This is a genomic window from Stutzerimonas stutzeri (genome assembly GCF_002890915.1).
Lineage (GTDB): Bacteria > Pseudomonadota > Gammaproteobacteria > Pseudomonadales > Pseudomonadaceae > Stutzerimonas > Stutzerimonas stutzeri_AF.
Genome location: NZ_POUT01000003.1, coordinates 221861 through 238919 on the forward strand (window position 1 = coordinate 221861; position 17059 = coordinate 238919).

General features: G+C 63.6%; 20 protein-coding genes and 1 tRNA gene. 18 read left to right on the forward strand and 3 right to left on the reverse strand.

Going from position 1 to position 17059, the window contains the following annotated elements; translation table 11 throughout:
• Positions 1–39: 39 nt before the first annotated feature.
• Together CXK94_RS08095 and CXK94_RS08100 are read right to left on the reverse strand one after the other, a co-directional pair.
• Positions 40–252: a cold-shock protein gene (locus CXK94_RS08095; protein WP_003246255.1), complete on the reverse strand. Its 213-nt coding sequence runs from the start codon at positions 250–252 to the stop codon at positions 40–42.
• Between the two features lie 491 nt (positions 253–743).
• Positions 744–830 (reverse strand) — tRNA-Leu (locus CXK94_RS08100).
• Positions 831–944: 114 nt separating this feature from the next.
• On the opposite strand from CXK94_RS08100, the gene queA reads away from it, so the two are divergent.
• The 6 genes from queA (at position 945) to CXK94_RS08130 (ending at position 6967) form a co-directional block, all read left to right on the forward strand.
• On the forward strand, positions 945–1994 hold the full coding sequence (gene queA / locus CXK94_RS08105) for a tRNA preQ1(34) S-adenosylmethionine ribosyltransferase-isomerase QueA (protein WP_102893936.1): 1050 nt from the start codon (positions 945–947) through the stop codon (positions 1992–1994).
• Positions 1995–2008: 14 nt separating this feature from the next.
• On the forward strand, positions 2009–3124 hold the full coding sequence (tgt, locus tag CXK94_RS08110) for a tRNA guanosine(34) transglycosylase Tgt (protein WP_180984405.1): 1116 nt from the start codon (positions 2009–2011) through the stop codon (positions 3122–3124).
• A gap of 42 nt (positions 3125–3166) precedes the next feature.
• A complete protein-coding gene (gene yajC, locus CXK94_RS08115) occupies positions 3167–3496 on the forward strand; it encodes a preprotein translocase subunit YajC (protein WP_037038428.1) in 330 nt (109 codons plus the stop codon).
• A gap of 66 nt (positions 3497–3562) precedes the next feature.
• On the forward strand, positions 3563–5431 hold the full coding sequence (gene secD, locus CXK94_RS08120; protein WP_102893938.1) for a protein translocase subunit SecD: 1869 nt from the start codon (positions 3563–3565) through the stop codon (positions 5429–5431).
• A 12-nt stretch (positions 5432–5443) separates the two neighbouring features.
• Positions 5444–6355 carry a protein translocase subunit SecF gene (secF, locus tag CXK94_RS08125; protein WP_102893939.1) on the forward strand — a complete coding sequence of 304 codons (912 nt, stop codon included), beginning with the start codon at positions 5444–5446 and terminating at the stop codon, positions 6353–6355.
• A gap of 78 nt (positions 6356–6433) precedes the next feature.
• Positions 6434–6967: a glycine zipper 2TM domain-containing protein gene (locus tag CXK94_RS08130; RefSeq protein WP_037038430.1), complete on the forward strand. Its 534-nt coding sequence runs from the start codon at positions 6434–6436 to the stop codon at positions 6965–6967.
• Between the two features lie 77 nt (positions 6968–7044).
• On the opposite strand, the gene suhB is transcribed toward CXK94_RS08130, so the two are convergent.
• Positions 7045–7860: an inositol-phosphate phosphatase gene (gene suhB / locus CXK94_RS08135; protein ID WP_102893940.1), complete on the reverse strand. Its 816-nt coding sequence runs from the start codon at positions 7858–7860 to the stop codon at positions 7045–7047.
• Positions 7861–7953: 93 nt separating this feature from the next.
• On the opposite strand from suhB, the gene trmJ reads away from it, so the two are divergent.
• From trmJ to rlmN, 12 genes are all read left to right on the forward strand, one after another.
• Positions 7954–8790, forward strand: a complete 837-nt coding sequence (gene trmJ / locus CXK94_RS08140) for a tRNA (cytosine(32)/uridine(32)-2'-O)-methyltransferase TrmJ (protein ID WP_256046182.1) — start codon at positions 7954–7956, stop codon at positions 8788–8790.
• Positions 8790–9566, forward strand: a complete 777-nt coding sequence (gene cysE, locus CXK94_RS08145) for a serine O-acetyltransferase (protein WP_037038432.1) — start codon at positions 8790–8792, stop codon at positions 9564–9566. The genes trmJ and cysE overlap by 1 nt, the downstream gene beginning before the upstream one ends.
• Before the next feature lie 158 nt (positions 9567–9724).
• Complete coding sequence (iscR, locus tag CXK94_RS08150; RefSeq protein WP_037038433.1) at positions 9725–10216, forward strand: Fe-S cluster assembly transcriptional regulator IscR; 492 nt, start codon at positions 9725–9727, stop codon at positions 10214–10216.
• A gap of 31 nt (positions 10217–10247) precedes the next feature.
• Positions 10248–11462, forward strand: coding sequence for an IscS subfamily cysteine desulfurase (locus CXK94_RS08155; protein ID WP_102893942.1), 1215 nt, complete (start codon positions 10248–10250; stop codon positions 11460–11462).
• 44 nt (positions 11463–11506) lie between these two features.
• A complete protein-coding gene (gene iscU, locus CXK94_RS08160; RefSeq protein WP_011914136.1) occupies positions 11507–11893 on the forward strand; it encodes a Fe-S cluster assembly scaffold IscU in 387 nt (128 codons plus the stop codon).
• Positions 11894–11904: 11 nt separating this feature from the next.
• Positions 11905–12228, forward strand: a complete 324-nt coding sequence (gene iscA, locus CXK94_RS08165; RefSeq protein WP_037038435.1) for an iron-sulfur cluster assembly protein IscA — start codon at positions 11905–11907, stop codon at positions 12226–12228.
• A gap of 7 nt (positions 12229–12235) precedes the next feature.
• Positions 12236–12757, forward strand: coding sequence for a co-chaperone HscB (hscB, locus tag CXK94_RS08170; protein WP_102893943.1), 522 nt, complete (start codon positions 12236–12238; stop codon positions 12755–12757).
• Positions 12758–12798: 41 nt separating this feature from the next.
• Positions 12799–14664, forward strand: a complete 1866-nt coding sequence (gene hscA / locus CXK94_RS08175) for a Fe-S protein assembly chaperone HscA (protein WP_037038437.1) — start codon at positions 12799–12801, stop codon at positions 14662–14664.
• A gap of 5 nt (positions 14665–14669) precedes the next feature.
• The gene (gene fdx / locus CXK94_RS08180) at positions 14670–15008 is read left to right on the forward strand and encodes an ISC system 2Fe-2S type ferredoxin (RefSeq protein WP_037038438.1); all 339 of its coding nucleotides are present in this window, start codon (positions 14670–14672) and stop codon (positions 15006–15008) included.
• 15 nt (positions 15009–15023) lie between these two features.
• Complete coding sequence (iscX, locus tag CXK94_RS08185) at positions 15024–15221, forward strand: Fe-S cluster assembly protein IscX (protein ID WP_037038440.1); 198 nt, start codon at positions 15024–15026, stop codon at positions 15219–15221.
• 229 nt (positions 15222–15450) lie between these two features.
• Positions 15451–15882 carry a nucleoside-diphosphate kinase gene (gene ndk / locus CXK94_RS08190; protein WP_003288300.1) on the forward strand — a complete coding sequence of 144 codons (432 nt, stop codon included), beginning with the start codon at positions 15451–15453 and terminating at the stop codon, positions 15880–15882.
• A gap of 19 nt (positions 15883–15901) precedes the next feature.
• A complete protein-coding gene (gene rlmN, locus CXK94_RS08195; RefSeq protein WP_102893944.1) occupies positions 15902–17050 on the forward strand; it encodes a 23S rRNA (adenine(2503)-C(2))-methyltransferase RlmN in 1149 nt (382 codons plus the stop codon).
• Positions 17051–17059: the final 9 nt, after the last annotated feature.

The window sequence follows — 17059 nt, forward strand, 5'->3', positions numbered from 1 at the left end:
GCCCCTGATGTTGCCATCAGGGGCTTTTCGGAGCGGCGCTTAGCCCAGGATCTGAACCTGGTCGGCCTGCATGCCCTTTTGACCTTGCACGGCGATGAAGCTGACTTTCTGGCCTTCTTTCAGGCTCTTGAAGCCGTTGCCTTCGATCGCGCGGAAGTGCACGAACAGATCCGGACCGCTCTCGGGAGTGATGAAACCAAAACCTTTCTCGTCGTTAAACCACTTGACGGTACCGTTCTGACGATTCGACATGTCTTTGTATCCTTGAAACTCAAAAGTAGAATTGCCCCTGCAATGGCAGGAAGCTGGAACTGGTTGCAAAGAGTAAGAGAGTCGAGCGGAGTAGCGGATCTGAAGATCTACTGCACCAGGTCACGATTCAACAGCGACCCATGCAAACACAGTGGGCACACTCTACGATAACTCGCCGGGGAATGCCAACCCCTCGGAGCCATAGAATTTGCCCTGTCCGGGCGGCGCCATTTCGGCGCATTTTAGGTGGCTGCGACCCGCTGATTCGAGCGGTCGATGCCATGGGTCGGCTGTGTCGATATCGCTGCGACAGCCTGCGAAAAACGCGGTGATGCCAGATCGTCTTGCGAATGAAGCGTTCGAGTCAGGCGATCGCCGATTCGGCTGCGCCTGGTGTCGACGAAACTGCGCTACGGCGTGCCGGCTTCGTTCGCAACGCGATTGCCTCGTTGCTGAGGCGCACAGCTCGCTGCGTCGTAGCGATTCACTGATGGTGCCCCGAGAGAGACTCGAACTCTCACGTTGTTACCAACGGCGGATTTTGAATCCGCTGCGTCTACCGATTCCGCCATCGAGGCACAGTGGCGGCGCAGTATAGGGATGCGTGGCTGGGCGGTCAATCGTTTGGCGTGGTCAGGCCGACGTCTTTCGGATAAGCTTTGCGCCCTTTTCGTATCCCTTGAATGACTCGCATGCAAGTCGCCGATTTTTCCTTCCAGTTGCCGGATGCCCTGATTGCCCGGCACCCCCTGGCCGAGCGCCGGGCCAGCCGTCTGCTGGTGCTCGAAGGCGAGTCCGGCGAGTTGTCGCACCGGCGTTTCGCCGACCTGCTCGAGCAGGTGCACCCCGGCGACCTGATGGTATTCAACGATACCCGGGTGATCCCCGCGCGGCTGTTCGGCCGCAAGGCCAGCGGCGGCAAGCTGGAGATCCTCGTCGAACGGGTGCTGGATGGTCATCGCGTACTGGCGCACGTGCGTTCGAGCAAGTCGCCGAAGCCGGGAACGCAGATCCTGCTCGAGGGCGGAGGCGAGGCCGAGATGCTCGCCCGCCACGATGCGCTCTTCGAATTGCGCTTCGCCGACGAGGTGTTGCCGCTGCTCGAGCGCATCGGGCACATGCCATTGCCTCCTTATATAGACAGGCCGGACGAGGCGGCCGATCGCGAGCGCTACCAGACGGTCTATGCGCAGCGCGCCGGGGCCGTGGCCGCGCCGACCGCCGGGCTGCACTTCGATGAGGCGTTGCTGGCGGCGCTGCGCGACAAGGGCGTCGAGACGGCCTATGTCACGTTGCATGTCGGTGCCGGCACGTTCCAGCCGGTGCGCGTGGAGTGCATCGAAGAACACCATATGCATCGCGAATGGCTCGAGGTCGGCCAGGATGTGGTCGATGCGGTCGCGGCCTGTCGCGCCCGTGGCGGCCGGGTGATCGCGGTGGGCACCACCAGCGTCCGCTCGTTGGAGACGGCCGCGCGCGATGGCGTGCTCAGGCCGTTCAGTGGCGATACCGACATATTCCTTTACCCGGGCAAGCCGTTCCATGTGGTCGATGCCCTGGTGACCAATTTTCATTTGCCCGAGTCGACCCTGCTGATGCTGGTCTGCGCCTTCGCCGGTTATCCCGAGACGATGGCGGCCTACGCCGAAGCCGTGGCGCAGGGCTACCGCTTCTTCAGCTACGGCGATGCCATGTTCATCACGCGCAATCCCGCCCCGCGCGGACCCGAGGAAACCCAATGAGTCGCACCTGCCATATGTCCTTCGAGCTGCTTGCCACCGATGGCAAGGCGCGCCGGGGGCGTCTGACCTTTCCGCGTGGCACCGTGGAGACGCCGGCCTTCATGCCGGTGGGCACCTACGGCACCGTCAAGGGCATGCTGCCGCGCGACGTCGAGGCCATCGGCGCGCAGATCATCCTCGGCAATACCTTCCACCTCTGGCTGCGCCCCGGAACGGAAGTGATCCGGCAGCATGGCGATCTGCATGATTTCATGCAGTGGCAAGGGCCGATCCTCACCGACTCGGGCGGTTTCCAGGTGTTCAGCCTGGGGGCGATGCGCAAGATCAAGGAGGAGGGCGTCTATTTCGCTTCGCCGGTCGATGGCGCCAAGGTGTTCATGGGGCCGGAGGAGTCGATGCAGGTCCAGCGTGACCTGGGCTCGGACATCGTGATGATCTTCGACGAGTGCACGCCCTATCCGGCCGACGAGGAGGTGGCGCGGCGCTCCATGGAGCTGTCGCTGCGCTGGGCCAAGCGTTCGAAGGTCGCCCATGGCGACAATCCGGCGGCACTGTTCGGTATCGTCCAGGGCGGCATGCACGAGTCACTGCGCATGCGCTCGCTGGAAGGGTTGTGCGAGATCGGCTTCGATGGCCTGGCGATCGGCGGGCTTTCGGTGGGCGAGCCCAAGGAAGAGATGATCCGCGTGCTGGATTTCCTCCCGCCGCTGATGCCGGCCGACAAGCCGCGCTACCTGATGGGCGTGGGCAAGCCCGAGGATCTGGTCGAGGGCGTGCGGCGCGGGGTCGACATGTTCGACTGCGTGATGCCGACGCGCAATGCCCGTAACGGCCATCTTTTCACCGATAGCGGGGTGATCAAGATCCGCAACGCGGTGCACAAGCACGACAATTCCCAGCTGGACCCGGATTGCGATTGTTACACCTGCAAACACTTCTCCCGGGCCTATCTGCATCATCTGGATAAATGCGGCGAAATGCTGGGTAGCATGTTGAATACCATTCATAACCTGCGGCATTACCAGCGGGTGATGGCTGGTTTACGCGACGCCATTCAACAGGGTACATTGGCGGCCTTTGTCGACGCCTTTTATGCCAAGCGCGGTCTGCCAACGCCGCCGCTTGCGTGACGTGCCAGTACAAAACAATCCTTTCTGCAACAGGAGTGCTACATGAGCTTTCTGATTCCCGCCGCCTATGCCCAGGAGGCTGCCGCTGGTCCTGCCGGCACTGGTTTCGAGTGGGTTTTCCTGGTCGGTTTCCTGGTCATCTTCTACCTGATGATCTGGCGTCCCCAGTCCAAGCGTGCCAAGGAGCACAAGAACCTGGTCGCCGGCCTGCAGAAGGGCGATGAGGTGGTTACCTCCGGCGGCATCGCCGGCAAGGTCACCAAGGTTGCCGATGAATTCGTGGTGATCGAAGTATCCGACAACGTTGAACTGAAGTTCCAGAAAGTGGCGATTGCCGCAACGTTGCCCAAGGGCACTCTGAAAGCCATCTGAGCTGACTTCATTCAACACCAACGACGGGGCGCGCAAGGCGCCCCGCGTCATTAAACGGGCTGCGTCATGCTCAATAGATTCCCTCTCTGGAAATACCTGCTGATACTGGCAGTGCTCGCGATTGCCTTCGTTTACTCGGCGCCCAACCTCTATCCCGATGACCCGGCGATCCAGATCACCGGCGCCAGTACGGCGCAGGAGATCGGGCAGGCCGATCTCGACCGGCTCAGCAAGGCGCTCGAGGATGGCGGCATCCCGGTGAAATCCGCCTCGCTGGACGAACAGGGCCGCGGCGGCTTGCTGCGCCTGGCGAGCCAGGATGATCAATTGCCGGCCAAGGACATCGCCCGGCGCACGCTCGGCGACGCCTATGTCGTCGCGCTCAACCTGGCGCCGACGACCCCGGACTGGCTGCGCAACCTCGCTGCGAGCCCGATGAAGCTCGGCCTGGACCTTTCCGGCGGTGTGCACTTCCTGCTGGAAGTCGATATGGAGAAGGCGGTCGAAACGCGGCTGAACGTCTCCGAAGGCGAGGTGAAGAGCCTGCTGCGCAAGGAGCGCGTACGCTACCGCAGTCTGCCCGCCCTGAAGAATGCCGTGCAGCTGGGCTTCGCCGACGAGGCCACCCTGGCCGCGGCGCAGTCGCTGATCCGCAAGAACTTCAACGACTTCGAGCTGACCGCCAGCGAGCGCAACGGGCAGCAGGTGCTGCGCCTGGCGCTGACCGAGGCCAAGCTGGCGGAGATTCGCGAGTATTCGATCAAGCAGAACCTGACCACGGTGCGCAATCGCGTCAACGAGCTGGGTGTGGCCGAGCCGCTGGTCCAGCGCCAGGGTGCCAACCGCATCGTCGTGGAGCTGCCCGGCGTGCAGGACACCGCCGAGGCCAAGCGCATTCTCGGCAAGACGGCGAACCTCGAATTCCGCCTGGCTGCCGAGGCCGATGCGGCGCGTGCGTCCACCGAGAGCTTCGAGTTCCGCGAGGCGGGGCGTCCGCCCGTCCAACTGGAGCGTACGCTGATCATCACCGGTGACCAGGTGACCGATGCCCAGGCCAGCTACGACGAGAACGGCCGGCCGCAGGTCAATATCCGTCTCGATGGGCACGGCGGCGACCTGATGAACCGCGCCACGCGCAACAATGTCGGGCGCAGCATGGCGGTGATCTTCATCGAGCAGCGGCCGCTGACGCGTTATGTGCGCCAGGTGGTCGAGGGTGTCGAGCAGGAGGTCCGGGTCGAGACCTTCCAGGAAGAGAAGAAGATCATCAGCCTGGCGACCATCCAGTCGCCACTCGGCAGCCAGTTCCGCATTACCGGTCTCGACGGCCAAGGCGAATCCTCGGAGCTGGCCCTGCTGCTGCGTGCCGGTGGTCTGGCGGCGCCGATGTACTTCGCCGAAGAGCGCACTATCGGTCCGAGCCTGGGCGCGGAAAACATCAAGCTGGGTGTCGAGGCGGCCATGTGGGGCTTCCTTTTCGTCGCCCTGTTCATGGTGCTGATCTACAAGTTCTTCGGCGTGCTGGCGACCATCGCGCTGCTGTTCAACATGGTGGTACTCACTGCGCTGATGTCGATGCTCAATGCCACGCTCACCCTGCCGGGTATCGCCGGTATCGTGCTGACCATGGGTATGGCGGTGGATGCCAACGTGCTGATCTTCTCGCGTATTCGTGAGGAAATCGCCAACGGCATGTCGGTCCAGCGGGCCATTCACGAGGGCTTCGATCGGGCCTTCTCGGCGATCGTCGACGGCAACCTGACCACGCTGCTGGTCGGTGGCATCCTGTTCGCCATGGGCACCGGGCCGATCAAGGGCTTCGCGGTCACCCTGTCGATCGGCATCCTGACGTCGATGTTTACCGCAATCATCGTGACGCGCGGCATGGTCAACCTGATCTACGGTGGCCGCGATCTGAAGAAGCTGTGGATTTAAGGGGCTAGCACGATGAAACGCGTAATCAACTTCATGGGCGTTCGCCATGTGGCCTTCGCCCTCACCGTGCTGCTGACGGTCGCATCCTTGGCGAGTCTGGCGGTGAAAGGGCTGAACTTCGGCCTCGATTTCACCGGCGGCACGTTGATCGAACTGGGCTACGAGCGCCCGGTCGAGCTCGAGCAGGTGCGTGGCCAGCTGGTTCAGTCCGGCTTCGGCGATGCGGTGGTGCAGAGTTTTGGCGCCACCACCGATGTGCTGGTGCGCATCCCGGGTGATGATCCGCTGCTCGGCGAGCGCATCGCCGAGGCGCTGCGCAACGGCGGCGATGACAACCAGGTCAGCGTCAAGCGGGTCGAGTTCGTCGGGCCGGCAGTCGGCGAGGAACTGCGCGACCAGGGCGGCCTGGGCATGTTGCTGGCATTGGGCGGCATCCTGGTCTACGTGGCCTTCCGCTTCCAGTGGAAGTTCGGCCTCGGCGCCGTGTTGTCGCTGTTCCACGACGTGATCGTAGTGCTCGGGGTGTTCTCCTTCTTCCAGATTTCCTTCGACCTGACGGTGTTGGCGGCCGTGCTGGCGGTGATCGGCTATTCGCTGAACGACACCATCGTCATCTTCGACCGCATACGCGAGAACTTCCGTATGCTGCGCAAGGCGGAGTTGCTGGAGAACATCAATATTTCCACCAGCCAGACGCTGCTGCGCACCATGGCGACCTCGGTGTCCACCTTGCTCGCGGTCGGCGCGCTGATGGTCTTCGGTGGCGAAAACCTGTGGGGCTTCTCGCTGGCGCTGTTGATCGGTGTGGGCACGGGTACCTATTCATCGATCTATGTGGCCGGGATCCTGCTGGTCTGGCTTAAGCTGACCCGCGAAGACCTGATTCCTCCGGCGGTCGAGGAGGAGGCGGACGAACGTCCCTGATTAATCCTCGCAACTTTCACGGCCTTGGCGGGTCCAAGGTCGTGGAACGGGCGCAGCCCGAAGGAAGAGGATTTCGCAGTGAACAAGTCCATGTTGGTCGGTACGGCGTTGGGCGTGGTGGTCGCCACGGCTGGTGGGGCTTTCGCCACCTACACCCTGGTCGATAGGGGGCCGAAATTTGCCGAGGTGCTTGCGGTCGAGCCTGTCAAGGAGACGATCCGGACGCCGCGTGAAGTCTGCAAGGATGTGACGGTCACCCGGCAAAAACCCGTTCAGGATCAGCATCGAATCGCCGGTACCGCGGTGGGTGCGGTGGTCGGTGGGTTGCTCGGCAATCAGGTCGGCGGCGGCACCGGCAAGAAGATCGCCACGGTTGCCGGCGCGGTAGGCGGCGGCTATGCCGGTAATCAGGTGCAGGAGCGGATGCAGGCCAACAGCACCTATACCACCACCGAGACGCGTTGCGATACGGTGACCGACAGCCATGACAAGATCGTCGGCTACGACGTCAAGTACGATCTGGATGGCAAGGTCGGCCGGGTGCGGATGGATCGCGATCCGGGCAGCCAGATTCCGGTGCGCGATGGTGAGCTGGTGCTGACGCAGCAGTGAGATTCGCGGCATAAAAAAACGCCCCAATGGGGCGTTTTTTTATGGTCCGCCATCCTGGCAGCCGTCGCTGTGCGCCCTTAGCGTTTGAGCGATGGCGTCAGGTGCGGTTGGATGGTGGTCAGGACCGCCTTGAAGCACTTGGTATTGCCGGCGACGATCTGCCCCTTCTCGAGGAAATCGTGGCCGCCGCTGAAATCGCTGACCAGGCCACCGGCTTCCTGGATCAGCAGCGCGCCGGCCGCCATGTCCCATTCGGACAGGCCGAATTCCCAGAAGGCGTCGAAGCGGCCCGCCGCGACGTAGGCCAGGTCGAGGCTGGCGGCGCCGGCGCGGCGCAGGCCGGCGGTCTGGCCGACCAGGCTGCGGAACATGTTCAGGTAGCTGTCCAGGTTGTCCAGCTGTCCGTCGCGGAACGGGAAGCCGGTGCCGAGCAGGGCGCCTTCCAGGCTCTTGCGTGCGCTGACGCGCAGGCGGCGGCCATTGAGGGCTGCGCCACGACCGCGGCTGGCGGTGAATTCTTCCTGGCGCACCGGGTCGAGAACCACCGCGTGTTCCAGGCGCCCGCGGTATTTGCAGGCGATGCTCACGGCGTAGTGGGGGATGCCGCGCACGAAGTTGGTGGTGCCGTCGAGCGGGTCGATGATCCACAGGTAATCGGCGCCTTCACCGCTGCCCTCGAGCAGCCCGCCTTCCTCGCCGAGGATGCCGTGAGTCGGATAGGCCTTGCGCAGCGCGTTGACGATGCTCTGCTCGGCGGCGCGATCGATCTCGGTGACATAGTCCTTGGCGTCTTTCTCGTTGACCGAGATTGCGTCCAGGCGGTCGGTGGAGCGGACAATCAGTTCGCCGGCGCTGCGGGCGGCGCGCAGCGCGATATTCAGCATGGGCTGCATGGAGCAATTACCTGGTCGTTTAAAGAAAGCGCGAAATTCTATCAGGAAAGCGGCGGCGCATGTAGCGCCATGCATGGATGGCGCGGGCGGTGGATGGCGAATGCCGAGGCGCTTCCTGTAAGCTTTCCGCTCGTTTACGAGTCGAGAATCTCCGTGTCGCTGCAAAACATTCGCGTGGTGTTGGTCAACACCAGTCATGCCGGCAATATCGGCGGGGCCGCCCGGGCCATGAAGAACATGGGGCTGTCGCGGCTGGTACTGGTCGATCCGGAGGATTTTCCGAGCCCGCACGCCGTCGCCAGGGCATCCGGGGCGACCGATATCCTCGATGCCGCGCAGGTCGTCGCTACCCTGGAGGAGGCGCTGGTCGGTTGCAGCCTGGTGCTGGGCACCAGTGCGCGTGATCGGCGGATTCCCTGGCCGTTGCTGGACCCGCGCGAGTGTGGGGCGGCCAGTGTGGAGCAGGCGGCTTCGGGCGGCGAGGTGGCGCTGGTGTTCGGCCGGGAATACGCCGGGCTGACCAATGAAGAGCTGCAGCGCTGTCAGTTTCATGTGCATATTCCTTCCGATCCGGAATTCAGCTCCCTGAACCTGGCGGCTGCCGTGCAGGTGCTCAGCTACGAAGTGCGCATGGCCTGGCTGGCTGCCGAGGGGCGGCCAACCAAGATGGAGAAGCTGGAAACCACGGCGATGCTGGATGCCCAGCCGGTGACCATGGATGAGCTGGAGCATTACTTCGGGCATTTGGAGCAGACGCTGGTGGATATCGGTTTTCTCGACCCGGAGAAGCCGCGGCACCTCATGCCTCGGCTGCGGCGGCTCTATGGGCGTAGCGGCATCAGCAAGCTGGAAATGAATATCCTGCGCGGTATTCTCACCGAGACCCAGAAGGCCGCCCGCGGCGAGCCTCACAAGCGGAGAAAGAACTGATGTTCGAGCGCATGCGCGAAGATATCCAGAGCGTGTTTCATCGCGATCCGGCGGCCCGTAATGCGTTCGAGGTGCTGACCTGCTATCCCGGGCTGCATGCCATCTGGATTCATCGGTTGTCGCACTGGTTGTGGACTCACGAATGGAAATGGCTGGCGCGCATGAGCTCGAATCTCGGGCGCTGGCTGACCGGGATCGAGATTCATCCCGGGGCGAAGATCGGCCGGCGGTTTTTCATCGATCACGGCATGGGCATCGTGATCGGCGAGACTGCGGAAATAGGCGATGACGTGACGCTCTACCATGGCGTTACGCTGGGTGGTACCAGCTGGAACAAGGGCAAGCGCCACCCGACCCTGGAAGATGGGGTGATCGTCGGCGCCGGGGCGAAGATCCTCGGGCCTTTCACCGTGGGGGCGGGCGCCAAGATCGGCTCCAATGCGGTGGTGACCCGCGAAGTCCCGGCCGGGGCCACTGCGGTGGGAATCCCGGGGCGGATCATCGTCAAGGCCAGCGATGAGCAGGAGGCCAGGCGCAAGGCCATCGCGGAGAAGATCGGTTTCGATGCCTATGGCGTCAGCGGCGACATGCCCGATCCCGTGGCGCGGGCGATCGGGCAGCTGCTCGACCATGTGCAGGCCGTCGAGGAGCGTCTGGAGGGCATGTGCGGCGCGCTCAAGGCGCTGGGTAGCGATTATTGCGCCAAGGAACTCCCGGAGTTGCGCGAGGAGGATTTCGTCGAAGTGAAATCCGAGGGCGCCGAAACGCGTCCCTGAAGTGCGGGCCGGTGCGCTAGCTGTTATCATGCGCGGCCAGCGCCCCGCCGACTCGGCGGGACTCGACTAAAGACCGACTGTTTCAATGGGTCTTATAGTTGACTCAAATACTCGGGAATTGCATAATCGCGTCAAACCGTGATGCTTGGTGCAGACCGATGCGATTGACCACTAAAGGCCGTTATGCCGTAACCGCCATGCTTGACCTGGCGCTGCATGCGCAGCATGGCCCGGTTTCCCTGGCCGACATTTCCGAGCGGCAGGGCATTTCGCTTTCCTATCTCGAACAATTGTTCGCCAAGTTGCGTCGCAGCAACCTGGTGACCAGCGTGCGTGGCCCGGGCGGCGGTTATCAGTTGTCGCGCGACATGGGCGGGATTCAGGTGGCGCAGGTGATCGACGCCGTGAACGAGTCCGTCGATGCCACTCGCTGCCAGGGCTTGGGTGGTTGCCACTCCGGTGACACCTGCCTGACCCATCATCTGTGGTGCGATCTCAGCCAGCAGATCCACGAGTTTCTCAGCGGCATCAGCCTGGCCGATCTGGTCAAGCGCCAGGATGTGCAGCAGGTCGCGCTGCGCCAGGATATGCGCAAGGCCAATGGCGCCGCGCCGCATCTGGACAAGATAGAAGCGTCCGCCGTCGAATGAGCAGGGCGACTGCCTGATAGGAGATATCTGAATGAAATTGCCGATTTACCTGGACTACTCCGCCACCACACCGGTGGATCCGCGTGTCGCCGAGAAGATGATCGAATGCCTGACCCTCGAGGGCAATTTCGGCAATCCGGCCTCGCGCTCGCATGCCTTCGGCTGGAAGGCCGAAGAAGCTGTGGAGAATGCCCGTCGGCAGGTCGCCGAACTGGTCAATGCCGACCCCCGCGAGATCGTCTGGACGTCCGGTGCGACCGAGTCCGACAATCTGGCGATCAAGGGCGTCGCGCACTTCTATGCCACCAAGGGCAAGCACATCGTCACCACCAAGATCGAACACAAGGCCGTGCTGGATACCACCCGCCAGCTCGAGCGCGAAGGCTTCGAAGTCACCTACATCGAGCCGGGCGAGGATGGCATCGTCACCCCGGAGATGGTCGAGGCGGCGCTGCGTGACGACACCATCCTGGTCTCGGTGATGCACGTCAACAACGAGATCGGCACCATCAACGACATCGCCGCCATTGGCGAGCTGACCCGCTCGCGCGGCATCCTGTTCCATGTCGACGCCGCCCAGTCCACCGGCAAGGTGGAGATCGACCTGGAGCAGATGAAGGTCGACCTGATGTCCTTCTCCGCGCACAAGACCTATGGTCCGAAGGGCGTCGGCGCGCTCTACGTCCGGCGCAAGCCGCGCGTGCGCCTCGAGGCGCAGATGCACGGCGGCGGTCACGAGCGCGGCATGCGCTCCGGTACGCTGGCGACCCACCAGCTGGTCGGCATGGGCGAAGCCTTTCGTATCGCGAAGGAGGAGATGGCCCAGGAAAACGAGCGCATCCGCGCGCTGCGTGATCGTTTCTACAAGCAGGTCGAGCACCTCGAAGAGCTCTACGTGAACGGCAGCATGACTGCGCGCGTGCCGCACAACCTCAACCTCAGCTTCAACTACGTCGAGGGCGAGTCGCTGATCATGGCGCTCAAGGACCTGGCGGTCTCTTCCGGTTCCGCCTGCACCTCCGCCTCGCTGGAGCCGTCCTACGTGCTGCGCGCCCTGGGGCGCAACGACGAGCTGGCGCACAGCTCCATTCGCTTCACCTTCGGCCGCTTCACCACGGAGGAGGAAATCGACTATGCCGCGCAGAAGGTGGCCGAGGCCGTGACCAAGCTGCGCGAGCTTTCGCCCCTGTGGGACATGTTCAAAGACGGCGTCGACATCTCCAAGGTCGAGTGGCAGGCCCACTGATCCGCGTCCAGCGCCGCATCGCCTGATATAGAGAGGATTGCACCATGGCATACAGCGACAAGGTCATCGACCACTACGAAAATCCGCGCAACGTCGGCAAGTTCGACGCCGAAGACCCGAACATCGGTACCGGCATGGTCGGCGCGCCGGCCTGCGGCGACGTGATGCGCCTGCAGATCAAGGTCAACGAGCAGGGTGTCATCGAGGATGCCAAGTTCAAGACCTACGGCTGCGGTTCGGCGATCGCCTCCAGTTCCCTCGCCACCGAGTGGATGAAGGGCAAGACGCTGGAAGAGGCCGAAACCATCAAGAACACCCAGCTGGCCGAGGAACTGGCGCTGCCGCCGGTGAAGATCCATTGCTCGGTGCTTGCCGAGGATGCGATCAAGGCCGCCGTGCGCGATTACCGCGAGAAGAAAGGCCTGCTCTGAAGGAGATTGCGATGGCTATCACCATGACAGCGGCTGCCGCCCAGCACGTTCGTCGCTCGCTCGAAGGGCGTGGCAAGGGCGTGGGTGTGCGGCTCGGAGTGCGCACCACCGGCTGCTCCGGGCTGGCCTATGTGCTCGAGTTCGTCGACGAGACGGCAGCCGAGGACTCGGTGTTCGAGAGTCACGGGGTCAAGGTGATCATCGATCCGAAGAGTCTCGTCTATCTCGACGGCACCGAGCTCGACTTCGTTCGCGAAGGGCTCAACGAGGGCTTCAAGTTCAACAACCCGAACGTGCGTGGCGAATGCGGCTGCGGCGAGAGCTTCAATATCTGAGGGCGCTGTGGGAACTCCTTGTCATTTCGCGCTCTTCGGCCTGCAACCCGACTTCGAGCTGGATCTGGATAGACTGGCTGCCCGCTATCGTGAGCTGGCGCGCCAGACGCATCCCGATCGCTTCGCCGATGCCGCCGAGAACGAGCAGCGCCAGGCGCTGGAGCGCTCCGCCAACCTCAACGAGGCCTACCAGACACTGAAGAGTCCGAGCCGACGCGCGCGCTATCTGCTCGCGGTCGAGGGGCATGAGGTGCCGCTGGAGGCAACCGTGCAGGACCCGCAGTTCCTCATGCAGCAGATGCACTGGCGCGAGGAACTGGAAGAGCTGCAGGAGCAGGCGGATCTGGCTGGCGTGGCGACCTTCAAGTCGCGCCTGAAGCAGGCGCAGCAGGCATTGAACGGCGACTTCGCGCAGATCTGGCGGGACCCTTCGCGCCGCGCCGAGGCCGAGCGCCTGGTGCGCCGCATGCAGTTTCTCGACAAGCTATCCCAGGAAGTGCGCCAACTCGAAGAGCGCCTCGACGATTAACCCCGCGTAGCGCCCGGCGCTGCGCCCGATATCAGACAGACATGGCCTTACTTCAGATTGCCGAGCCAGGACAAAGCCCACAGCCGCATCAGCGTCGCCTGGCCGTCGGGATAGACCTGGGTACCACCAATTCCCTCGTCGCTGCGCTGCGCAGTGGCGTCACCGCGCCGCTGGCCGATGGCGAAGGGCGCGTGATCCTGCCGTCGGCGGTGCGCTATCACGCCGACCGGGTCGAGGTCGGTCGGACCGCCAAGCAGGCGGCGGCCATGGACCCGCTCAACACCATCGTTTCGGTCAAGCGCCTGATGGGGCGCGGGCTGGCCGACGTCAAGCAGCTGGGCGAGCAACTGCCGTACCGCTTCAGCAGCGAAAGCGAATCGCAGATGCCCTACATCGAGACGGTGCAGGGGCCGAAGAGTCCGGTGCAGGTTTCCGCCGATATCCTCACGGCGCTGCGCCAGCGTGCCGAAGCCACGCTGGGGGGCGAGCTGGTCGGCGCGGTGATCACGGTGCCGGCGTATTTCGACGATGCGCAGCGCCAGGCGACCAAGGATGCCGCGCGGCTCGCCGGCCTCAGCGTGTTGCGCCTGCTCAACGAGCCGACGGCCGCGGCGGTTGCCTACGGGCTGGATCGCCAGGCCGAGGGCGTGGTCGCCATCTACGACCTGGGTGGCGGCACCTTCGATATTTCGATCCTGCGCCTGACCAAGGGCGTCTTCGAGGTACTGGCCACCGGCGGCGATACCGCCCTGGGCGGCGATGACTTCGATCATGCCGTGGCCGGCTGGATTCTCGGCCAGGCCGGCGTTTCCGGGAATCTCGATCCGGGTGCCCAGCGCGCGCTGCTGAAGATCGCCTGCGAGGCCAAGGAGCGCCTGAGCGATGTCGCTGAAGTGGAGGTCGCCTACGCCGGCTGGCGTGGCATGCTGGACCGCGAGACCTTCGATGCGCTGATCGAGCCGATGATCGCCCGCAGCCTGAAGGCCTGCCGCCGTGCGGTGCGCGATTCCGGCATCGAGCTGGAAGAAGTGACCGCGGTGGTCATGGTCGGCGGCTCGACCCGCGTGCCGAGTGTGCGTTCGGCTGTCGCCGGGCTGTTCGGTCGCGAGCCGCTGACCGATATCGATCCCGACGAGGTGGTGGCGATCGGCGCGGCGATCCAGGCCGAGACCCTGGCCGGCAACAACCGGGGCGGTGAAGAGTTGCTGCTGCTCGACGTGATTCCGCTGTCCCTGGGGCTGGAAACCATGGGCGGCCTGATGGAAAAGATCATTCCGCGCAACACCACCATTCCGGTTGCCCGGGCGCAGGATTTCACCACCTACAAGGATGGCCAGTCGGCCATGATGATCCACGTGCTGCAGGGTGAGCGCGAGCTGATCGCCGACTGCCGTTCGCTGGCGCGCTTCGAGCTGCGCGGCATCCCGTCGATGGTCGCCGGCGCGGCGAAGATCCGCGTGACCTTCCAGGTCGATGCCGATGGCCTGCTCAGCGTCTCGGCGCGTGAGCTGGCTTCTGGCGTAGAGGCGAGCATCCAGGTCAAGCCGTCCTACGGCCTGACCGATGGCGAGATCGCGCGGATGCTCGAGGATTCCTTCCGCAAGGCGGACGAGGATCGCCAGGCGCGCGCCCTGCGTGAACAGCTGGTCGACGCCCAGCGTCTGCTGGAGGCCGTCGAGGCGGCGCTGGCGGCCGATGGCGAGCGGCTGCTCAGCGTCGAAGAGCGCGAGGCCATCGAAGTGCAGATGAGCGAATTGCGCGGGCTGCTCGACAGCCAGGACGTCATCGCCGTCGAGCGCCAGATCAAGCGCCTGAGCCAGATCACCGATGCCTTCGCTGCGCGTCGGCTGGATTCCACCGTCAAGGCCGCGCTGGCCGGGCGGCGGCTAAACGATATCGAGGATTGACCCAGATGCCGCAGATCATTTTCCTGCCCAACGCCGACCATTGCCCCGAAGGCGCCGTCATCGAGGCGCAAACCGGCGAGACGGTGCTGGACGCCGCGCTGCGCAATGGCATCGACATCGAGCATGCCTGCGAGAAGTCCTGCGCCTGCACCACCTGCCACGTGGTGGTGCGCGAGGGGTTCGACTCGCTCGAGGCGTCCGACGAACTGGAGGACGACATGCTCGACAAGGCCTGGGGGCTGGAGCCGCATTCGCGGTTGTCCTGTCAGGCGGTGGTGGCCGATACGGACCTCGTGGTGGAGATTCCGAAGTACACCATCAACCAGGTTTCCGAAGGGCATTGAGGCGAGGGAATAGTCATGACTCTCAAATGGACGGACGTGCAGGACATCGCCATCGAGCTGGCCGAACGCAAGACCGACGTCGATCCGCGCTATGTGAACTTCGTCGAACTGCACCGCTGGGTGCTGGAATTGCCGGACTTCTCCGACGATCCCCAGCGCGGCGGCGAGAAGGTGCTCGAAGCGATCCAGGCGGCCTGGATCGAAGAAGCCTGAAAGGCAGCCCCCGGGCTTCAGGCTTCGGATAGGGTGGATGGCCGAAGCCATCCACGCGAACCTGGCGTCACGTCGGCACGAGGCATATTCATGTACCTCCACGTGGAAAATCGCTTTGCGAGTTTTCCACCCTGCTATGCTTGCCGCCGCCCTTATATTTTCCTCCCCGACCCGCGTATAATCCGCGGGTTTACTCGTTCGCTTTAACCCCTCAGTTTTGGAGTCCTACATGGCCCTGCAACGCACCTTCTCCATCATCAAGCCCGACGCCGTCGCCAAGAACGTGATCGGTGAAATCACCACCCGTTTCGAGAAGGCCGGCCTGCGCGTCGTCGCTTCCAAGATGGTCCAGCTGTCCGAGCGCGAAGCTGCCGGCTTCTACGCCGAGCACAGCGAGCGCGGCTTCTTCAAGGACCTGGTTGCGTTCATGACCTCCGGCCCGGTCATCGTTCAGGTCCTGGAAGGTGAGAACGCCATCGCCAAGAACCGCGAGCTGATGGGCGCCACCAACCCGAAGGAAGCCGCTGCCGGCACCATCCGCGCCGATTTCGCCGTCTCCATCGACGAAAACGCCGTGCACGGCTCCGACTCCGAAGCCTCGGCCGCGCGCGAAATCGCCTACTTCTTCGCTGCCACCGAAGTGTGCGCACGCATTCGCTGAGTGAGCGAAGGTGAATCCAATGATCGCCACGACCGGTAAAGTCAATCTGCTGGGCCTGACCCAGCCGCAACTGGAAAGCTTCTTCGAGTCCATCGGGGAGAAGCGTTTTCGTGCCGGTCAGGTGATGAAGTGGATTCACCACTTCGGCGTCGACGACTTCGACGCCATGAGCAATCTCGGCAAGGCCCTGCGCGAAAAGCTCAAGGCCTGCGCCGAGATTCGCGGCCCGGAAATCGTCAGTGAGGACATTTCCAGCGACGGCACCCGCAAATGGGTGGTTCGCGTCGCCTCGGGCAGTTGCGTGGAGACGGTGTACATCCCGCAGGGCGGGCGCGGTACGCTGTGTGTGTCCTCGCAGGCCGGCTGTGCCTTGGACTGCAGCTTCTGCTCCACCGGCAAGCAAGGCTTCAACAGCAACCTCACCGCCGCCGAAGTGATCGGCCAGGTGTGGATTGCCAACAAATCCTTTGGCAGCGTCCCGGCCAAGATCGATCGTGCCATCACCAACGTGGTGATGATGGGCATGGGCGAGCCGCTGCTCAATTTCGACAACGTCGTCGCCGCCATGCAGATCATGATGGACGACCTCGGCTACGGCATTTCCAAGCGCAAGGTGACCCTGTCGACCTCCGGCGTGGTGCCGATGATCGACGAGCTGGCCAAGGTCATCGACGTCTCCCTGGCGCTGTCGCTGCACGCGCCGAACGACGAGCTGCGCGACCAGCTGGTGCCGATCAACAAGAAATACCCGCTGGCCATGCTGCTTGCCGCCTGTCAGCGCTACATCTCGCAACTGGGCGAGAAGCGCGTGCTGACCATCGAATACACCTTGCTCAAGGGCGTCAACGACCAGCCCGAGCATGCCGAGCAGATGATGGCGCTGCTGGCGGAGATTCCCTGCAAGATCAACCTGATTCCGTTCAACCCCTTCCCCCATTCCGGATATGAGCGGCCGAGCAACAATGCCATCCGCCGTTTTCAGGACATCCTGCACAAAGGCGGGCACAATGTGACGGTGCGTACCACCCGCGGCGAAGACATCGACGCGGCCTGTGGTCAGCTCGTCGGCCAGGTCATGGACCGCACGCGTCGAAGCGAGAGATACATCGCTGTGCGTGAGCTGCAGAGCGACCCAGGTGCGGCGCATATTGCCTCGAACCGATCCTGAGGGGGATGC

Coding starts and splice junctions, on each gene's coding strand:
- CXK94_RS08095 (WP_003246255.1), bottom strand. CDS start 252: ATGTCGAATCGTCAGAACGGTACCGTCAAGTGGTTTAACGACGAGAAA.
- queA (WP_102893936.1), top strand. CDS start 945: ATGCAAGTCGCCGATTTTTCCTTCCAGTTGCCGGATGCCCTGATTGCC.
- tgt (WP_180984405.1), top strand. CDS start 2,009: ATGTCCTTCGAGCTGCTTGCCACCGATGGCAAGGCGCGCCGGGGGCGT.
- yajC (WP_037038428.1), top strand. CDS start 3,167: ATGAGCTTTCTGATTCCCGCCGCCTATGCCCAGGAGGCTGCCGCTGGT.
- secD (WP_102893938.1), top strand. CDS start 3,563: ATGCTCAATAGATTCCCTCTCTGGAAATACCTGCTGATACTGGCAGTG.
- secF (WP_102893939.1), top strand. CDS start 5,444: ATGAAACGCGTAATCAACTTCATGGGCGTTCGCCATGTGGCCTTCGCC.
- suhB (WP_102893940.1), bottom strand. CDS start 7,860: ATGCAGCCCATGCTGAATATCGCGCTGCGCGCCGCCCGCAGCGCCGGC.
- trmJ (WP_256046182.1), top strand. CDS start 7,954: ATGGCGAATGCCGAGGCGCTTCCTGTAAGCTTTCCGCTCGTTTACGAG.
- cysE (WP_037038432.1), top strand. CDS start 8,790: ATGTTCGAGCGCATGCGCGAAGATATCCAGAGCGTGTTTCATCGCGAT.
- iscR (WP_037038433.1), top strand. CDS start 9,725: ATGCGATTGACCACTAAAGGCCGTTATGCCGTAACCGCCATGCTTGAC.
- CXK94_RS08155 (WP_102893942.1), top strand. CDS start 10,248: ATGAAATTGCCGATTTACCTGGACTACTCCGCCACCACACCGGTGGAT.
- iscU (WP_011914136.1), top strand. CDS start 11,507: ATGGCATACAGCGACAAGGTCATCGACCACTACGAAAATCCGCGCAAC.
- iscA (WP_037038435.1), top strand. CDS start 11,905: ATGGCTATCACCATGACAGCGGCTGCCGCCCAGCACGTTCGTCGCTCG.
- hscA (WP_037038437.1), top strand. CDS start 12,799: ATGGCCTTACTTCAGATTGCCGAGCCAGGACAAAGCCCACAGCCGCAT.
- fdx (WP_037038438.1), top strand. CDS start 14,670: ATGCCGCAGATCATTTTCCTGCCCAACGCCGACCATTGCCCCGAAGGC.
- iscX (WP_037038440.1), top strand. CDS start 15,024: ATGACTCTCAAATGGACGGACGTGCAGGACATCGCCATCGAGCTGGCC.
- ndk (WP_003288300.1), top strand. CDS start 15,451: ATGGCCCTGCAACGCACCTTCTCCATCATCAAGCCCGACGCCGTCGCC.
- rlmN (WP_102893944.1), top strand. CDS start 15,902: ATGATCGCCACGACCGGTAAAGTCAATCTGCTGGGCCTGACCCAGCCG.